This is a genomic window from Williamsia sp. MIQD14 (assembly GCF_051025635.1).
In the GTDB taxonomy this organism is placed as follows: Bacteria; Actinomycetota; Actinomycetes; order Mycobacteriales; family Mycobacteriaceae; genus Williamsia_A.
The window spans coordinates 195,347-211,906 of sequence record NZ_JBPFDG010000003.1 but is presented as its reverse complement, the minus strand read 5'-3'; the positions used below and the strand labels follow the sequence as shown (position 1 = coordinate 211,906).

The window sequence follows — 16,560 nt, the reverse complement described above, 5'->3', positions numbered from 1 at the left end:
AACGAGGGGTTCCGGTGAGACAACGTTGTCTCGTATGATCCACAGCGTGGACCGCACCTGTCAAGCCCCTGCCCCGACCGATCCGGTGTCACCGTCGGTGGTGGCGGTCGCCGGCCCCGCGGGGAGCGGGAAGACGACGCTCGGGCGGGCACTGGCGGTGGCGCTGGGGCGCCCGATCCTCGACCTCGACACGCTCACCAACCCGCTGCTCGACCGGTTACCGCTGCTCGGGATCGACGGACACTGGAACGCCGACGGACCCCACCGAGTCGCGGTCCGCGATGCCCGCTACGCGGTGTTGCGTTGCGCCGCGGCCGATCTGGTGGCCGTGGGCCAGAGCCCGATACTTGTCGCCCCGTTCACCGCCGAGCTCGCCGGCGGCGACGCGTGGCGGGCGCTGGGCGCTGCGGTCGCACCCGCGCCGATCACCGTGGTCCACCTGACCGGAGCGCCCGAGCTGCTCGAGGCGCGTCGGGCGCTCAGAGGTGCCGACCGTGATCGGCAGCGTCCCCGCGTCGATCGCGCCACCGAGATCGCCGTGGACGTCGTCGGCATCGACGCCGCACTGACCACCGAACAGCAGGTGTTCCGGGTGCTGCGCGCCCTCGGTGTCCGCACGCCGGTCGACGCCGCGTCGGCGCTCTTCGGCGAGACCTTCGACGCGGTTCTGTTCGATCTCGACGGCACCCTGCTCGACTCCACCGCGGCGGTGCATCGCAGTTGGTCGAGGGTCGCCGACGAGTTCGGGTTCGACCTCCACGACTCCGCCATCGGACACGGCATGCCCGCCGCCGCAGGCCTCTCGGCCATCCTCGGCCCCGAGTCGGGACCCGCCGCCGGCGCACGACTGATCGCCCTAGAGACCGACGACGTGGCCGATGTGACGGCCATCCCCGGCGCTCTGGACACGCTCGCGGGTCTCGACGACATCCCCTGGGCCGTGGTCACCTCGGGCACACCACCGGTCGCCGGGGCGCGGATGGCCGCCGCCGGGATCTCCGCGCCGCACATCGTGATCACCGCCGACGACGTCGACCGCGGTAAGCCCGACCCCGAGCCCTACCTGCTCGGTGCGGCCCGACTGGGCGTCGATCCACGACGGTGCCTGGTGGTGGAGGACGCCCCGGCCGGCATCACCGCGGGACGCGCCGCGGGGTGCCGGGTTCTCGGGATCCGTGGCACCGTCGATCTCACCGACTCCGGGGCAGATCTCCTGGTCGACGCACTCGATCAGATCGAGATCGTCGCGCGAGGAGAAGGGTTCGCACTCACGCCGCGGTGACGGCGACGATGGTCAGTGGCGATGGGTGCGGGCACCCGATGCCGTACGGGGTGAACAGGATTCCCGCACCACGAGTTCCACGTCGAGGATGTTGCGACGCCGGAAACGTCGCTGCGGGTGCTCTATGCGACCGAGGATGCGTTCGATGGCCTGGCGCCCGAGTTCGGCGGGGTTCTGATCGATCACGGTGACCGGAGGGCAGACCGCGTCGGCCAGGGGGAAGTCGCCGAACCCGACGAAGGCCACGTCATCGAGACCCAACAGCTGGATGGCCGGCACGCAGTCCATCGCGACCCGGGCGTTCGACAGGAACAGCGCGGTGGGCGGGTCGTCGAGCGCCATCAGGTCGCGCAGAGCGGTGACCGCCTCGGCGCGGTCCATCACGCCGGTGACCACCAGCGAGTCGTCGACCGTGAGGTCGCGCCCGGCGAGTGCGTCGCCGTACCCGGCGAGTCGGTTGCGGGTGGTGGGGATGTCGGAGTTGTCGCCGATGAAGGCGATCCGGTGGTGTCCCTTGGCCAAGAGGTGTTCGGTGGCGATCACCGCACCGCCGTGATCGTCGTCGACGAAGCTGTCTGCGGTGATGCCGTTCGCGGCACGGTCGACGAAGACGGTGGGTGTGCGCCCGATCCACCGCTTGAGGTACTCGTGATCGACCCCGGTCGGCGCGATGATCAGACCGCTGAGCTGGCGGCGCAGCAACGACTCGACCAGTCCCTGTTCGGCGGCGCCGTCGGTGCCCAGGCTCGTGATGAACACGGCCATGTCGTTGCGGCGCGCACGGTCCTCGATCGCCCGGGCGATGGCGGCGAAGAACGGATCGGCGATGTCGGGAACGGCCACACCGACCGCGGCGGTGTGGCCGGCGCGGAACGACGTCGCGATCGTGTTCGGCACGTAGTTCAACGATTCCAGCGCCGCGGTCACCCGTGCGCGGGTGTCGGGATCGACGTGCGGGTCATCGTTGTAGACACGCGACACCGTCTTGGCGCTCACGCGCGCGAGCGCGGCGACATCCTGCATCGTCGTCACGGCCCCACCTCCTCGTCGAGTGCCATCCTGCCGGTCATCGCGCTCAGCGACAGGTGTAGCCGCCGTCGATGGGCAGGCTGACGCCGGAGATCATCGATGCGTCGTCGCTGAGCAGGAAGGCGATGGGGCCGGCGATCTCGTCCTCGGTGGCCCACCGCCCGAGCGGCATGGCCTCGAGGAACGGGCCCTCGATCTCCGGCCGACCCCAGTAGAACGCTGACATCTCCGTCATCACCACGGTCGGGTTCACGCTGTTGACTCGGATGCCGTGCGGCCCGAGTTCGAGTGCCGAGACGCGGGTGATGTTGTCCACGGCCGCTTTCGACGATCCGTAGGAGATGTGGCCGGGCAGGGCCACCAGGCCGGCCTGGCTCGACACGTTGACGATCGAGCCACGACCGGCGGCGATCATCGCCGGCGCGACGTACTTGGTGACGAGCAGGGTGCCCCGGGCATTGATGGCGATGACCTTGTCGAAGATGTCGATGTCGGTGTCCTGTGGGGTGGCGATCTCGCCGCCGAAGCCACCGCAGTTGACCACACCGTCCAGCGCGAGTCCGGAGAGCGCGTCGCGGATCTCGTCCTCAGAGGTCAGGTCGAACGCGAGCGGCGTCGCCCCGGTCTCGTCGGCGAGCTTGTCGAGGACATCGGTCTGCCGACCCGAGGCGATCACGCCGGCGCCGTCGGCGACCAGCCGCCGCACGGTGGCGGCACCGATGCCGCCGCTGGCTCCGGTGACCAGGATCGTCTGTCCGGTGAAGTCGGCCATGTCGGCCCTCCCTCTTCGTCTCGTGACATGTCATGTCATCGATGTCATCACCCTCGGATCGGGGTTCACATGTCATCGATGTCATGGACAGTAGACGACCGGCCCGACGCGCGTCCTGCGATTGCTGGATCGTGCGGATAACAGCACTTCAGGACCATGACACGGTGTCACGGACGCCCGCCAGACCACTGGTTCCACGACCGCGCGCTGCCGGCGCCATGTCATCGGTGTCATGAATTTCCCCGGAACGCGTGACAAACGGGTGAGGTGTGGGTCACACTGATCCGCATCGAACCCGACGGACGTGTTCGGTGACGCGAGAGGACGGGATGCGACGATGCAGCCGGTGGCGGAGGTGATTCAGGTGGATCGAGCAACCGCCACTGCGGATCTCGCCGCGTTCGTCGACGAGCTCGCGGCACGTGCCCGCTCTCTCGTCGCCTCCGGTGATCGCCGGATCCTGGGCATCACCGGTCCTCCCGGGGTGGGCAAGTCGACGCTGTGCGCCATGCTCGCCGCGCGCCTCGGCAGCGACGCGGTCCTGGTGGGGATGGACGCGTTCCATCTCGCCAACGAGGAGTTGACCCGCCTGCACCGGCGCGATCGCAAGGGTGCACCCGACACTTTCGACGTCGACGGCTACGTCGCACTGCTTCGCCGGTTGCGCTCCCAGAGCGCTGATCTCGTCTATGCACCACGATTCGAGCGGGAGATCGAGGAATCGATCGGCTCGGCCGTCCCCATCGCGCGGACCACACCGCTGGTGGTCACCGAGGGCAACTACCTCCTGCTCGACCGCGGCGGCTGGGAGGAGGTGCGGGGGGCGCTCGACGAGGTCTGGTTCCTAGACGCGTCCGCCGACGTCCGCGCCGCGCGGCTCATCCGCCGTCACGAACACCACGGCCGCTCGCACGACGACGCGCTGCGGTGGACCGAGGACGTCGACATGCGCAACGCCGCCGTCATCACCGAGACCCGCCACCGCGCCGACCTGATTGTCACCGTTCCCGACGCGCAGGGATCGGTGCCGGGCACGGTTCCCGACGCACCGCCCGGCTGACGCCGAGCACTCCCCACCCGACCACGACATCGACCCTGTCCGATCACAAGGAGCCCCCATGGCAGAACCGTCCCCCGGCCGCACGCCGATCCTGCAGGCACGCGGGCTGTCGCGGAGCTTCGGCAACGTCCGCGCACTCGACGACGCCGACTTCGAGGTCCACGCCGGAGAGGTGGTCGCGCTGATCGGTGACAACGGCGCCGGCAAGTCGACCCTGGTGAAGGCGCTCTCGGGCAGCCTCGCCCTCGACTCCGGCGAGATCCTCTTCGACGGCACGCCGGTCGATCTCAACAGTCCCACCGCCGCAGCCGATCTCGGCATCGAGACGGTGTTCCAGGATCTCGCGTTGGCCCCGCACCTCAACGCCGCGCAGAACATGTTCCTCGGCCGCGAACTGCCGGCGCCGGGTCTCCTCGGGCGGTTCGGCTTCCTGAACACCGCCGAGATGCGCAGGCAGTCGCAGGAGGCGTTGGACGACCTCGGCGCGACCGTGCGGAGCATGACCGACCCGGTGGGGTCGATGTCGGGTGGTCAGCAACAGGCCATCGCCATCGCCCGAGCGGTCGCCTGGGCCAAGGGCGTCGTCTTCCTCGACGAGCCCACCGCCGCACTGGGTGTGGTGCAGACCCGCAACGTCCTCGACACCATCCGCCGCGTCGCCGACAAGGGGGTCGGCGTGGTCTTCATCAGCCACTCGATGCCCCACGTCATCGAGGTCGCCGACCGCGTGCAGGTGCTGCGGATGGGGCATCGCGTCGCCACCTTCGACGCCAAGAACACGACCATGGAACAACTCGTCGGTGCGATGACCGGCGCGACCGTCGGAGCAGCCTGATGAGCAACCAGACCATGACCCCGCCCGCCGGCGTCACCCCGCCGTCCGAGCCCGAGAAGGGCAAACACACCTTCGATCTCGTCGGCACGATGTCGAAACTCGCCCGCCTGCAGATGATCCAGATCGTCCTCGTCCTGGTCGCCATCTGCCTGGTGTTCTCCATCATGGCGCCCGAGAGCTTCCCCGAGTGGGGCAACTTCCGCCAGATCATCCAGAACGTCTCGATCCTCGCCGTCCTCGGCATCGGCATGACGTTCGTGATCGTCACCAGCGGCATCGACCTCTCGGTCGGTTCGGTGCTCGTGTTCTCCGGTGTCGTCGCCGCGAAGACCATGCGCGCCATCGGCGGTGACGGTTGGGGTGTCGCCGCGATCGGCATCGTCGTGGCCGTCGCGTGTGGGCTCGCGTGGGGACTGCTCAACGGCATCCTCATCGGCAAGGCGAAGGTGCCGCCACTGATCGTCACCCTCGGCACCCTCGGTGGCGCACTCGGTCTGTCGCAGGTCATCACCGGCGGCGTCGACATCCGCGACGTCCCCCCGGTCCTGGTCGACACGATCGGCTACGGCAATCTGCCTGCCACCACCCTGCCGCTGATCTCGGTGATCGCCGTCGTCGCGGTCGTGATCTTCGGTGTCGTGTTGCACCGCAGCAAGTTCGGGCTCTACACCTTCGCGGTCGGCTCGAAGGAGGAGTCGGCACGACGCGTCGGCATCAAGGTCGACCTGCACCTCATCAAGATCTACGCACTGTCGGGGGCGATGGCCGGTCTGGCCGGCATCCTGTCGCTGTCGCAGTACGGGACCACCGCGATCGCCGGGCAGTCGCAGACCAACCTCAACGTGATCGCCGCCGTCGTCATCGGCGGCACCAGCCTCTTCGGTGGCGTCGGCACCATGTTCGGCACCGTGATCGGCCTGTTCATCCCGGCCGTTCTCCTCAACGGCTTCGTCATCGTCGGTGTCGAGCCGTTCTGGCAGCAGGTCGCCGTCGGCGCCGTGCTGATCGCGGCGGTCTACTTCGATCAGCGCCGCAGAGCCGCGGCCAGTCGCGGGCAGTCGACGTCGTCACTGAAGAAACTCTGGTCCAAGAGTCCCTGATCGGGGCCGCACGCTCACCCTTCCACGCACTTCCCCTGACGTGAAACCCCTTGCGTCGCCGAACAAGAAAGCCATCATGACAATCTCACGCATCAGCGTTGCTGCCCTGGCCGTTCTCTCCACCTCGGCCCTTGTCCTGTCCGGGTGTTCCTCGGACTCCGGCGGTGGCAGCAACAAGCTCGCCTTCATCCAGGGCGTCAGCGGCGACGAGTTCTACATCAGCATGCAGTGCGGCATCGAGGATGCGGCCAAGAAGGCAGGCGCCTCGGTCGAGGTCCAGGGGCCCGCCAAGTTCGACCCCACCCTGCAGAAGCCGATCGTCGACTCCGTCGTCGCATCGCGGCCCGCCGCGATCCTCATCGCCCCGACCGACGTCGCAGCCATGCAGGCCCCGCTGGCCGCCGCCGAACGCGCCGGCATCAAGATCGTGCTCGTCGACACCACGATCAACGATCCTTCGATCGCCGTCTCGGCGATCTCGTCGGACAACGCCGGTGGCGGCGCCGAGGCGTTCTCGGCCATCCAGCAGCTCAACCCCTCCGGCGGCAAGGTGCTCGTCATCTCGACCGACCCGGGCGTCTCGACCACCGACGCCCGCGTGGCGGGGTTCTCGGGCGCGGTCGCCAAGGACTCGAAGTTCTCCTACCTCGGGGTGCAGTACAGCCACAACGATCCCGCCGAGGCGGCCAAGCTCGTCACCGCCGCGCTCGCCAAGGACCCCGACATCGTGGGCGTGTTCGCCACCAACACCTTCGCCGCGGAGGGCACCGCCACCGGTGTACGCCAGGCCGGTAAGCAGGACCAGGTGAAGATCGTCGGCTTCGACGCCGGCCCGGCACAGGTGAAGCAGTTGCGCGAGGGCGTGGTGCAGGCGTTGATCGCCCAGCAGCCCGCCACCATCGGCACCGACGGCGTGGAGCAGGCCATGAACGCGATCGACAACAAGCCGGTCACCAAGACCATCTCGACCGGATTCCACGTGATCACCAAGGACACGATCGACGGAGACGGCGCGCAATACGTCTACAAGTCGTCGTGCTGATGACGATCTGACGTCCATCAGACTGCGGTGGCGCCCCGCGACCACGAAACCGGGGCGCCACCGCATCCCATTTGCGATACTTCGATTCTGTCCAGCGACACCCCCGGAGGTGATCTGATGCCGGCTCTGCACCGCGCAACCGTGACCGATCTCCCGGGACACGTCGGCGTCGCCTCCCACGTCACCGACCCGTCGGCGTTGACGATCGGGATCGCCCATTTCGGTGTCGGCGGTTTCCACCGCGCACACGAGGCGATGTTCGTCGACCGGTTGCTCGCCGCGGGCCACACCGACTGGGCCATCTGCGGGATCGGCGTCCTCCCCGGCGACCGCCGGATCACCGACATCCTCGCCGCGCAAGACCACCTCTACACGCTGGTGACCACCGATGCCGACGGCCGTCGTGACACGCGTGTCATCGGCGCCGTGGCCGACATGATCTTCGCGCCCGACCGTCCACGGGACGTGCTCGACGTGCTCACCGCGCCGGGCACGCGGATCGTGTCGTTGACGATCACCGAGGGCGGCTACGGCGTCGACGACACCACCGGCGAGTTCGCCCCGCGCGACGCCCTGACCGTCCGCGACCTCGACCATCCCGACGACCCACGCAGCGTGTTCGGGTTCATCGTGGCCGCTCTACGGATGCGCAGGGATGCGGGCCTCGCGCCGTTCACCGTCATGTCGTGCGACAACATCGAACACAACGGTCGGGTCGCCCGCGCCGCGGTCACCGGTTTCGCGGCGCGCCACGACGCCGATCTGGCCCGCTGGATCGACGAGAACGTCGCCTTTCCCAGCTCCATGGTCGACCGCATCACCCCCGCCACCACCGACGCCGTCGTCGAGCAGGTCGGCCGCGAACTCGGTGTCGACGACGCGTGGCCGGTGGCCTCGGAGGCGTTCGCCCAATGGGTGCTCGAGGATTCCTTCTCGGCCGGCCGGCCCCCGTTCGACGACGTCGGCGTGGTCCTCGTCGACGACGTCGAGCCCTACGAACACATGAAGCTGCGGCTGCTCAACGCCTCGCACCAGGTGCTCGGTCATCTCGGTGTGCTCGCCGGATACACCTACGTGCACGAGGCCCTCGCCGACGACGACATCCGCGGCTTCGTCGGCTCCTACATGCGACACGAGGCGCTGCCGACGCTGCGCCCGGTGTCCGGCGTCGATCTCGACGACTACATCACGCAGCTGATCGAGCGGTTCTCCAACCTCGCGATCCGCGACACCCTCGCCCGTCAGATGGTGAACACCTCCGATCGCGTGCCGAAGTTCGTGCTGCCGGTGATCACCGACCGCCTGCGGTCCGGCGCGTCGATCGACCACACCGCGCTCATGCTCGCGGCCTGGTGCGCGGTGCTCGACGCCGACACGATCCCCATGATCGACGCCGACACCGACCATCTGCGCAGGCTCGCCTGGGCCGACCACGACCGGCCGGGCGCGTTCCTCGAGAACCCCGAGGTCTTCGGCCGACTCGCATCGAGCGTGTGCCTGCGGGTGGCCTACCAACTCGCGAAATGTCATCTGCAGGACCACGGCCCGATCGGGGCGATGCGCATGGTCGCCGCCCACTCCAGCGGCGCCCGCTGATCATCCCGACGGCCCCGCGCGGGCGTCGGCCACCGCTGTCCGCGCACCGAACGGTCCGAGATCGATGTCGACCGACCCCGTCACCACCACGTCGTCGCCGTCGGTACGACAAAGTGTGATCCGAACCCTCGTCTCGGCGGCGACGGAACGTGCTGCGCCACAGGGATCGTCGAGGGCCAGGATCCATCGCTGCGCCGCGGCCAGCGCGGCGAGATCGACCGCCGACTGGGCACGGTGACGGGCGACGACCGCCGCCCCGAACCAGCTCACCCCCACGATCAGCGCGACCATCGCCGCGATCACACACGCCCCCAACACGGTGGCCATCCCCTGCTCGTCCCGCAGCCGCGCGCGCCCGGAGGTCACGACGCGTCCTGTGCGGTCGGTTCGCGAACCGCCACCGCCTCGGCACCGAGATCGACACCGGGCAGGACCGGCGACGACGCGTGCACGGTCACCACCACGCGGTCGCCGCGTGCGGCGATCGAGATGTCGGCCCCCGCCGGTGCGACCGACCGGCCCGCCGCGAGGGCGCCGGATGCGTCGCCCTGCGCCGCCGTGCGCGCGGTCTCGCGGGCGGCGTCGACACACCGCAGGTGCGTGCCGATCGCCAGGACGGCACCGATCCCGAGGACGAGGACCGCGACGATGGAGGCGATGGCGAACGCGGCCTCCACCGAGACCATGCCGCCCTCGCCGGCCAGTCGTCGCGCCGCGCGGCGACCCGGGTCACACCGACGGATACGGGGACGGGGCGAAGTGAGAACCATGTCACTCCGACGCGGAGACCTGCCCGCCGGTTCCCCGTCATCGCAGGTGAGCGATTCGTCATGCTTCGGGCTGCGTCACAGTTGTCGAAGAGTTGGCGTTCTGGTCCCACTACGAACACCGCACGGGCCGAACTCCCGGTGTTTACTCATGATCATGACGCAAGGCACATGCTCGGTCGCCGTGATCATCCCTGTGTACAACGAGCAGGACTACATCCTCGACACACTGCGCGCGATCGACGCCCAGGAGTTCGATTCGACTGTCCACCGCGAGCTGCTCGGCGGCTTCCGGGTGATCGTGGTCGACAACAACAGCTCCGACAAGACCGCGGAGCTGGTGAACGACTACATCGAGGCGGGGACGCGTTTCCCGGTCGAGATCATCACCGAGACCGAGAAGGGCAGCGGCTGTGCGGCCGATTCCGGCGCCAAGCGTGCGATCGAGCTGGGCGCGAAGTTCATCGCCCGCACCGACGCCGATTCACTCCCGGCCACCGACTGGCTCGCCCACCTGCTGATCCCCCTGTTCGAGGGCAAGCACCTCGTGGGCGGGCGTGTGAAGGCGCGCAGCGACGAGGGCACCTCCTCGTTCGCGTTCAACGCGATCGGTCATCTGTGGCGTGTGGGCCACGCCGCCGAGTGGTTGCGGACCCGTCGCGGCCCCGACGATCAGCGGCGCAGCTTCGCCGTCGTCGGCAACAACATGGCGATCGACGCCGAGATCTACACCGAGTGCGGTGGCTTCCCCCGCACCAACATGAGCGACCTCGACGACGACTACGTGTTGCAGCAGCGCGTCCGGCACGTCGCCGGCGGTGACGCCATCGCACTGCAGAAGGACGCCCTCGTCTACACCTCTCTGCGGCGCCTGGAGGCCTTCGGGGTGAAGGACTTCGTCGCCTGGTACCACGATCGCGACGGCGCCGGGAAGACCATGGAAGCCGACGTCCGCTGAGCGTCGATCAGATGATGGTCACCGCGGTCCCGATCGTGTTCACTGGTCCCCGTGTCGGGTAACGGGTCGCCCCGCGTCGCTGTGGTCGTCGCGGCGTTCAACGAGGAGAAGTTCATCCTCGACACGCTGCGCGGCCTCGACGCACAACGGTTCGACACCCTCTTCCAGCGTGAGGTGCTCGGCGGTTTCCGTGTCGTCGTCGTCGACAACAACAGCACCGACCGCACCGCCGATGTGGTTCGTGAGTTCATCGCCGCGGGGACCCGGTTCCCGTTCGAGCTGATCACCGAGACCGAGAAGGGCACCGGCTGCGCGGTCGACACCGGTACGCGCCACGCCATCGGCGGAGGCGCCACGTTCATCGCCCGCACCGACGCCGACACCATCCCGGCACCCGACTGGCTCGGCAACCTGCTGCGGCCGCTGCTGCAGGGCAAGCGCCTCGTGGGTGGCCGGTTGCGCGCCCGCACCGACGAGGGTTCGACGGCGAGGGTGTTCAACGCCGTGGGGTCGCTGTGGCGGATCGGTCACGCCGTCGACTGGGTGAAGACGCGGAACATGCCCGACGAGGAGCGCCGCAGTTTCGCGGTGTGCGGGCCGTCGATGGCGTTCGACGCCGACATCTACGAGCGCAGTGGTGGGTTCCCGCGCACGAAGATCGACGACGAGGACGAGGACCACGTGCTGCAGGTCCGCGTACGCAGGGTCGCCGGCGGCGACGCGATCGCACTCGCCAAGGATGCGGTCGTCTTCATGTCGCTGCGTCGTCTGCAGGGGCTCGGCGCCAAGGACTACATCGCCTGGTACGGCACCGACGACCGCGACACCACCGGGAAGCAGATCGACATCCGCTGACCGGCTCGGCTCGCTCGACGGGACCCGCGGTCACCGTGTACAGACGTGAGGTTCGTCCCGTTTCACAATTTCTGATGTGTTCATCTGAAAATTGCGGCGAATCACGCAACCTCGTGTTTACATTTCGACATGCACACAGGCGTGCGCCCGGCAGCAGGCTCTGCGTGACCGGCGAACAGAGATCCGTTGTGGCGGTCATCGTTCCGGCCCACAACGAGGAGAAGTACATAGCGCACACGCTGCGGGCCCTCGATCGTCAGCGGTTCCAGGTCCGCGCTGACGGCCGCGTACTCGACACGTTCCGGGTCATCGTGGTCGACAACGCGAGCACCGACGGCACGCGCGATGTCGTCTCGGCGCACATCGCGTCGAACCCCCGCGTCCCCGTCGAGCTCATCACCGAACTCGAGAAGGGCACGGGCTGCGCGGTGGACACCGCGGCACGGCACGCGATCGCCACCGGCGCACAATACGTCGCGCGCACCGACGCCGACTGCCTTCCGCGTGCCGACTGGCTGAGCCGGATCGTCGCCCCCCTCGTCGACGGGAAGCGACTCGTCGCCGGACGCCTGCGGGCCCGCACCGACGAGGGACCCACCGGCTACGTGTTCAACGGGATCGGCACCCTGTGGCGGCTGGGCCACGCGCTGCAGTGGTGGGCGACGCGCCACGAGGACGACGCGAACCGACGCAGCTTCGCGGTGTGCGGCGGCAACATGGCGATCGACGCCGACATGTACCTCACCAGCGGAGGCTTCCCCCGCGTACGGATCGACGAGGCCAACGAGGACGACATGCTGCAGCGTCGCGTCCGGGCCGTCACCGGCCGTCGTGGCCTCGCGCTCGCCCCGAAGGCCGTCGTGTACATCTCGCTACGGCGTCTGAAGGCCGTGGGCGTCAAGGAGTTCGCCGCCTGGTACGGGACCGAGGAGCGCGACAGCACCGGCAAGCAGGTCGACATCCGCTGACGCCCGCCCACGCCCGCGAGTGCGGGCGTGAGCGAGCCGCGGTGTGGCGTCACCCCACCGCGGTGTCGAGCGCCTTGGTGATGATGCCGGTCAGGCTCGACACGATGTTGTCGCCGGTGACGACCGTGTAGAGGATGGCCCCGAACGCCGCGGCGGCGATCGTCCCGATCGCGTATTCGGCGGTCGACATGCCGTCCTCGTCGGTGGCCGCGATCATGATCCGCGTCTGCATGTCCCGAATCCATCTGATGTACATCGTTTCTCCCCTGGTGATGCGCGGCGACAGTCTGTCGTCGCGTCGTGGAACGGTCGGAGTCGGCGCGTTCACAGCACCCCTCCGCCGAGAACTCGGCCCGCGAGTCCGATCACCACCGGCACGATGCCGAGGCAGACGAACGCGGGCAGGAAACAGAGGCCCAGCGGCCCGGAGATGGCGACGCCGGCGCGCTCGGCAGCCGCGGCGGCGTTGTCCTGGGCCGCGGCCCGCTCGGCCTCGGCCAGTTCTCCGAGCCCGCGGACCGGAGACGACCCGGCGCGTGCGGACCGACGGGCCATGGCGCACAACGACGTCGCGGCGGGGCCTGCGTTCTCGGGGGTCTCCCACGCCTGCGCCGGGTCGGCGCCGAGGGCGAGCAGCTCCGAGGCACGGGTGAGCGTCGCCTCGAGACCGGGCGGCGCCGAGTGCGCGACCACCGCCGCGGCCGAAGCGACCGGCATCCCCGCTCGCAGACACACCGCGAACAGGTCGTACCCCGCGGCAGTGGCGAACGGATCGTCACGGGGGCGCGTCACGCCGAGCCAGCGCGGCGTGCGGTCGGGAGGGGGTGGCGGCGCGATACGGAACACCGTCCAGCCGTGCGGCGGGAGGACGAGCAGTCCGCCGGCAGCGGCGAGTCCGGCCAGTATCCAGGCGACGGTCACGGCGTCATCACCTTCGCGGTGATCTTCTCGGTCCACCAGAGGCCGCCCGCGACGAGGCCCACGCCGATCACCAGCAGGATGCCGCCGAGGCCGCCGCCGGTGAGCACGGCCAGCGGCGACGCCCCCATGGCCTGTCCCAGTCCGATGCCGAGGACCGGCAAGAAGGCGAGGACCGTCGCGGTCGCGCGGGCACCCGCGAGAGCCGCCCGGGTGCGCTCGGTGAACCGACGTCGGGCGACGAGATCGTCGCGCACCGCCGAGAGCAGGTCTGCCATCGGCAGACCCTGCTGTTCGGCGGTCCGCCAGGCCACGGCCACCCGGTCCCACGACGACTGGTGCACCGCGCCGGCGTTCTCGACACCGGCGGCGACATCGCCGCCGAGTTCGGCGCGACCGGCCATCCTCGTGACCACCGAGACGACCGATCCCGGCGAATCCCGCTGCGCCACATCACTCGCCGCGGCGACATCATCGGCGGCCTGACGACACGCCCGCGCCGGGTGGGCACCCACGGACAGTTCGGCGATCATCACCGCGACGGCGTCGAGCAACAGGTCGAGAGCGACGGAGTCGGTCCGCTCACGGCGTCGGAGACCGGCGCGGTGCACCAGGGACACAGCGACGATCGCGGTGGCCACACCCGCGGACGGCCCGAACGCCGTCACCGCGGTGAGGACCGCGCCGCCGGCCACGAGCACGCCGACCGGGACGGCCCTCCGCCGTTGCGCCCGCTCGGGGCCGAGTCCCTTGATCCGGGTGGTGGGTCGGGCGTGGGGCCACAACAGGAGCAGTGCGGCCGCGGCCGCCACGACCGCGCTCACCCTGCGATCCCGCTGCGGCGCTGGGTCATCACCGTGCGGAGGCGATCGAGGGCGGACCCGAAACCGTTGTCGCGGCGCCACACCGGCTCGATGCGCACCCACCCGTCGGCCCCGCGTTCGACCATCCCGATCTCGGCGACACCGCGGTGACCATCGGCGTCGCGGGCCACCACGACCACCACATGCACCGCGGCCGCGAGCTGACTGTGGAGCGCGGTACGGTCCATGCCGCCGAGTGCGGCGAGCGCCTCCATACGCGCGGGGACCTCCGCCCCGGAGTTCGCGTGAAGTGTTCCCGCGCAACCCTCGTGGCCGGTGTTCAGCGCGGTCAGCAGGTCGACGACCTCGGGACCCCGGACCTCCCCGACCACGATGCGGTCCGGCCGCATACGAAGCGCCTGGCGCACCAGATCGCGGACGGCGACCGCGCCGGCGCCCTCGACGTTGGCGGTCCGGGCGACGAGGCGCACCACATGCGGGTGAGCGGGCGCGAGTTCGACGGCGTCCTCCACGACGAGGATCCGCTCGGCCGGATCGACGCGTCCGAGCATGGCGCTCAACAGGGTCGTCTTGCCCGCGCCTGTTCCGCCGACCACGAGGAACGCCAGGCGGGCGGTCACGATCTCCTCGACGAGGCCGGCGATCTCCGGCGGTACGGCACCCCGTTCCACCAGTGCCCCGAGGTGTTGCGTCGCCGGGCGCAGCACCCGCAGCGACAGGCAGGTGCCGTCGACGCTGATCGGCGGGATGACCGCGTGCAGACGCACGCTGTAGCCGCGGCGACCGACGTTGCTGAGCTGCCCGTCCACCCACGGCGCGGCGTCGTCGAGGCGCTTGCCGGCCCCGAGCGCCAGGCGGACCGCGAGTCGCCGGACCGCGGCGTCGTCGTCGAACCGCACCGTGCTCGGCACCAGACCGCGGCCGCGATCGACCCACACCTGGTCGGGGCCGACGACGAGGATGTCGGCGACATCGGGATCGGACAGCAGGTGCTCGAGCCGTCCGGCCCCGACGAGTTCGGTCTGCAGGAAGCGCAACGCCTCGAGGAGGTCGGTGTCGCCGAGGACTCCGCCCGATTCGGCGCGCACGGCATCGGCCATCACCTGCGGGGTGGGGTCGGCCGATTCCGCCGCCAGCCGCTCCCGCACGCGGATCAGCAGGTCCGACCGCGATTCGGGACTGCTCACGCGGCGAGTCCGGCCACGTCGAGAACACGGTCGAGGACGGCATCAGCGGCGGCGCCGAGCGGCGACCGCCTGCCGAGTGGGAGTCGACCCGATTCGATCGCGCCTGCGAGGTGTCGTTGCGGGCGCAGCGCGGCGAGCAGTTCGACGTCGACGATGTTCGCGATCTGCGACGCGGTGAGCCCACCCGGTGCGGGTCCCCGCACCACCAGCCCGAGACGGTCGGTCACCGGGCGCAGCCGGGTGACGGTGTCCCGGGCGGCCGCGCACCCGCGAACGGTCGCGGTGGTCACGACGACCACGAGGTCGACGCATTCGACGACGGCTCGGCACACGGGGTCGCCGGCGCGGGGCAGGTCGACCACCACGACGTCGCCGCTGTCACGTCCGGCCTCGATGACCGCGACCGCTGCGTCGACGCCGATGCGGTGGTCCACGCCGCGTCGGGGACACAGCAGGGCCAGGCCCGGCGCAGCGTGTGGCACCGCCGCGTGGAGGCTGTCGGCGAACACCGCGCCGCCGTCGAGGGTGAGATCGGGCCATCGCAGGCCGGCGGAGTCCTCGACCCCGAAGACGAGGTCGATGCCGCCACCGAGCTCGTCGAGGTCGAGCAGCAGCGCCGACCCGGACAGGTCGTCGGCGGCCCGCGCGGCCACCGCGGCCGCCAGGATCGAGGCCCCGGCGCCGCCGTGACCGCCCAGCACCGCGACGGCAGCACCCGCGAGACGTCGCGGCGCGCGATACCGGCTGAGGGCACCGACGACGGCGTGTTCGTCGGCGGGCAGGACCAGGCCGTCCTCGGCCCCGAGGGTGAGTGCGGCCCGCCAGAGCCCGGGATCGACCTCGGCGGGTCCCACGACGAGGACACACCGCCGTCGCGGCCACCCCAGTGCGATGAGTTCACGGGCCGCCGTGGCGTCGACGACCACGGCCGTCGCCTCCGACCAGGCGCGCCGCGCGGTGGCCGCGGCGGCATCGACCACCTGGTAGCCGGCGGCCGCGGCGCAGCGTGCGACGTCGTCGCGCAGCTCGGCGCCGACGAGCGCCAAGAGCTGGTCGGTCCCGGGTCGTCGATCGAAGGTGGGTACGTGATCGGTCATGGCGACGATGATCGCCGTGCACACCCATGCACCGAGTCGCTTCACACGGCGGACCGGGTGACCCTGTGGATGAGCCGATATCTGTGTACAACGATGACGACGATCGGTACACGTGTGCACTCGATGAGGTGGTTTTTCGCACGCGGTGACAGGTGGACAGAAAATTGGATCTGCACCAACGACGATTCCCAGAAAAGGGCCGTAAATAGAGGACGACCCCGGCCAGGGGGGGAGGAGGCCAGGGTCGTCGCGTTTCAGCCCCGGGGGGTC

At 69.8% G+C, this 16,560-nt stretch carries 18 protein-coding genes; 9 read left to right on the top strand and 9 right to left on the bottom strand.

What is annotated here, in order from left to right; translation table 11 throughout:
- The first annotated feature begins 46 nt into the window (after positions 1-46).
- On the top strand, positions 47-1,282 hold the full coding sequence (locus ACQ7HM_RS12490; protein ID WP_434216598.1) for an HAD-IA family hydrolase: 1,236 nt from the start codon (positions 47-49) through the stop codon (positions 1,280-1,282).
- A 12-nt stretch (positions 1,283-1,294) separates the two neighbouring features.
- Here the strand turns inward: ACQ7HM_RS12490 and ACQ7HM_RS12485 are convergent, their stop codons facing one another.
- Together ACQ7HM_RS12485 and ACQ7HM_RS12480 are read right to left on the bottom strand one after the other, a co-directional pair.
- Complete coding sequence (locus tag ACQ7HM_RS12485) at positions 1,295-2,305, bottom strand: LacI family DNA-binding transcriptional regulator (protein ID WP_235456274.1); 1,011 nt, start codon at positions 2,303-2,305, stop codon at positions 1,295-1,297.
- 52 nt (positions 2,306-2,357) lie between these two features.
- The gene (locus ACQ7HM_RS12480; RefSeq protein ID WP_434216597.1) at positions 2,358-3,083 is read right to left on the bottom strand and encodes an SDR family oxidoreductase; all 726 of its coding nucleotides are present in this window, start codon (positions 3,081-3,083) and stop codon (positions 2,358-2,360) included.
- Positions 3,084-3,447: 364 nt separating this feature from the next.
- Here ACQ7HM_RS12480 and ACQ7HM_RS12475 point away from each other — a divergent pair, with 364 nt between their 5' ends.
- From ACQ7HM_RS12475 to ACQ7HM_RS12455, 5 genes are all read left to right on the top strand, one after another.
- A complete protein-coding gene (locus ACQ7HM_RS12475; RefSeq protein ID WP_434216596.1) occupies positions 3,448-4,143 on the top strand; it encodes a nucleoside/nucleotide kinase family protein in 696 nt (231 codons plus the stop codon).
- Positions 4,144-4,201: 58 nt separating this feature from the next.
- Positions 4,202-4,978: an ATP-binding cassette domain-containing protein gene (locus ACQ7HM_RS12470; protein ID WP_434216595.1), complete on the top strand. Its 777-nt coding sequence runs from the start codon at positions 4,202-4,204 to the stop codon at positions 4,976-4,978.
- Positions 4,978-6,078, top strand: coding sequence for an ABC transporter permease (locus ACQ7HM_RS12465; RefSeq protein WP_434216594.1), 1,101 nt, complete (start codon positions 4,978-4,980; stop codon positions 6,076-6,078). The genes ACQ7HM_RS12470 and ACQ7HM_RS12465 overlap by 1 nt, the downstream gene beginning before the upstream one ends.
- A gap of 76 nt (positions 6,079-6,154) precedes the next feature.
- Positions 6,155-7,120 carry an ABC transporter substrate-binding protein gene (locus ACQ7HM_RS12460; RefSeq protein WP_434216593.1) on the top strand — a complete coding sequence of 322 codons (966 nt, stop codon included), beginning with the start codon at positions 6,155-6,157 and terminating at the stop codon, positions 7,118-7,120.
- Positions 7,121-7,237: 117 nt separating this feature from the next.
- Positions 7,238-8,716, top strand: coding sequence for a mannitol dehydrogenase family protein (locus ACQ7HM_RS12455; RefSeq protein ID WP_434216592.1), 1,479 nt, complete (start codon positions 7,238-7,240; stop codon positions 8,714-8,716).
- Here ACQ7HM_RS12455 and ACQ7HM_RS12450 read toward each other — a convergent pair whose 3' ends face one another.
- Complete coding sequence (locus ACQ7HM_RS12450) at positions 8,717-9,082, bottom strand: Rv3654c family TadE-like protein (protein ID WP_434216591.1); 366 nt, start codon at positions 9,080-9,082, stop codon at positions 8,717-8,719. It lies immediately after the preceding gene.
- Positions 9,079-9,402, bottom strand: a complete 324-nt coding sequence (locus tag ACQ7HM_RS12445; protein ID WP_434216947.1) for a TadE family type IV pilus minor pilin — start codon at positions 9,400-9,402, stop codon at positions 9,079-9,081. The genes ACQ7HM_RS12450 and ACQ7HM_RS12445 overlap by 4 nt, the downstream gene beginning before the upstream one ends.
- Before the next feature lie 238 nt (positions 9,403-9,640).
- On the opposite strand from ACQ7HM_RS12445, the gene ACQ7HM_RS12440 reads away from it, so the two are divergent.
- The 3 genes from ACQ7HM_RS12440 to ACQ7HM_RS12430 all read left to right on the top strand — a co-directional run bounded on the left by ACQ7HM_RS12440 (position 9,641) and on the right by ACQ7HM_RS12430 (position 12,264).
- Entirely contained in the window at positions 9,641-10,441 is an 801-nt protein-coding gene (locus ACQ7HM_RS12440; protein WP_434216590.1) for a glycosyltransferase, read from the top strand.
- A gap of 51 nt (positions 10,442-10,492) precedes the next feature.
- The gene (locus tag ACQ7HM_RS12435; RefSeq protein ID WP_434216589.1) at positions 10,493-11,296 is read left to right on the top strand and encodes a glycosyltransferase; all 804 of its coding nucleotides are present in this window, start codon (positions 10,493-10,495) and stop codon (positions 11,294-11,296) included.
- 188 nt (positions 11,297-11,484) lie between these two features.
- Positions 11,485-12,264: a glycosyltransferase gene (locus tag ACQ7HM_RS12430; RefSeq protein WP_434216588.1), complete on the top strand. Its 780-nt coding sequence runs from the start codon at positions 11,485-11,487 to the stop codon at positions 12,262-12,264.
- A 49-nt stretch (positions 12,265-12,313) separates the two neighbouring features.
- On the opposite strand, the gene ACQ7HM_RS12425 is transcribed toward ACQ7HM_RS12430, so the two are convergent.
- From ACQ7HM_RS12425 to ssd, 5 genes are all read right to left on the bottom strand, one after another.
- Positions 12,314-12,520, bottom strand: a complete 207-nt coding sequence (locus ACQ7HM_RS12425) for a DUF4244 domain-containing protein (protein ID WP_434216587.1) — start codon at positions 12,518-12,520, stop codon at positions 12,314-12,316.
- Positions 12,521-12,588: 68 nt separating this feature from the next.
- Positions 12,589-13,185 carry a type II secretion system F family protein gene (locus ACQ7HM_RS12420; RefSeq protein ID WP_434216586.1) on the bottom strand — a complete coding sequence of 199 codons (597 nt, stop codon included), beginning with the start codon at positions 13,183-13,185 and terminating at the stop codon, positions 12,589-12,591.
- Positions 13,182-14,006: a type II secretion system F family protein gene (locus ACQ7HM_RS12415; protein ID WP_434216585.1), complete on the bottom strand. Its 825-nt coding sequence runs from the start codon at positions 14,004-14,006 to the stop codon at positions 13,182-13,184. The genes ACQ7HM_RS12420 and ACQ7HM_RS12415 overlap by 4 nt, the downstream gene beginning before the upstream one ends.
- Positions 14,003-15,193, bottom strand: a complete 1,191-nt coding sequence (locus ACQ7HM_RS12410; protein ID WP_434216584.1) for a TadA family conjugal transfer-associated ATPase — start codon at positions 15,191-15,193, stop codon at positions 14,003-14,005. Before ACQ7HM_RS12410 ends, ACQ7HM_RS12415 begins: the two co-directional genes overlap by 4 nt.
- Entirely contained in the window at positions 15,190-16,290 is a 1,101-nt protein-coding gene (gene ssd, locus ACQ7HM_RS12405) for a septum site-determining protein Ssd (protein ID WP_434216583.1), read from the bottom strand. Before ssd ends, ACQ7HM_RS12410 begins: the two co-directional genes overlap by 4 nt.
- Positions 16,291-16,560 lie beyond the last annotated feature (270 nt).

What these genes read in the sequence shown, in the direction of transcription:
- ACQ7HM_RS12440 (WP_434216590.1), top strand. Translation starts at nt 9,641, where the DNA reads ATGACGCAAGGCACATGCTCGGTCGCCGTGATCATCCCTGTGTACAAC.
- ACQ7HM_RS12465 (WP_434216594.1), top strand. Translation starts at nt 4,978, where the DNA reads ATGAGCAACCAGACCATGACCCCGCCCGCCGGCGTCACCCCGCCGTCC.
- ACQ7HM_RS12470 (WP_434216595.1), top strand. Translation starts at nt 4,202, where the DNA reads ATGGCAGAACCGTCCCCCGGCCGCACGCCGATCCTGCAGGCACGCGGG.
- ACQ7HM_RS12485 (WP_235456274.1), bottom strand. Translation starts at nt 2,305, where the DNA reads ATGCAGGATGTCGCCGCGCTCGCGCGCGTGAGCGCCAAGACGGTGTCG.
- ACQ7HM_RS12425 (WP_434216587.1), bottom strand. Translation starts at nt 12,520, where the DNA reads ATGTACATCAGATGGATTCGGGACATGCAGACGCGGATCATGATCGCG.
- ACQ7HM_RS12455 (WP_434216592.1), top strand. Translation starts at nt 7,238, where the DNA reads ATGCCGGCTCTGCACCGCGCAACCGTGACCGATCTCCCGGGACACGTC.
- ACQ7HM_RS12445 (WP_434216947.1), bottom strand. Translation starts at nt 9,402, where the DNA reads ATGGTCTCGGTGGAGGCCGCGTTCGCCATCGCCTCCATCGTCGCGGTC.
- ACQ7HM_RS12480 (WP_434216597.1), bottom strand. Translation starts at nt 3,083, where the DNA reads ATGGCCGACTTCACCGGACAGACGATCCTGGTCACCGGAGCCAGCGGC.
- ssd (WP_434216583.1), bottom strand. Translation starts at nt 16,290, where the DNA reads ATGACCGATCACGTACCCACCTTCGATCGACGACCCGGGACCGACCAG.
- ACQ7HM_RS12460 (WP_434216593.1), top strand. Translation starts at nt 6,155, where the DNA reads ATGACAATCTCACGCATCAGCGTTGCTGCCCTGGCCGTTCTCTCCACC.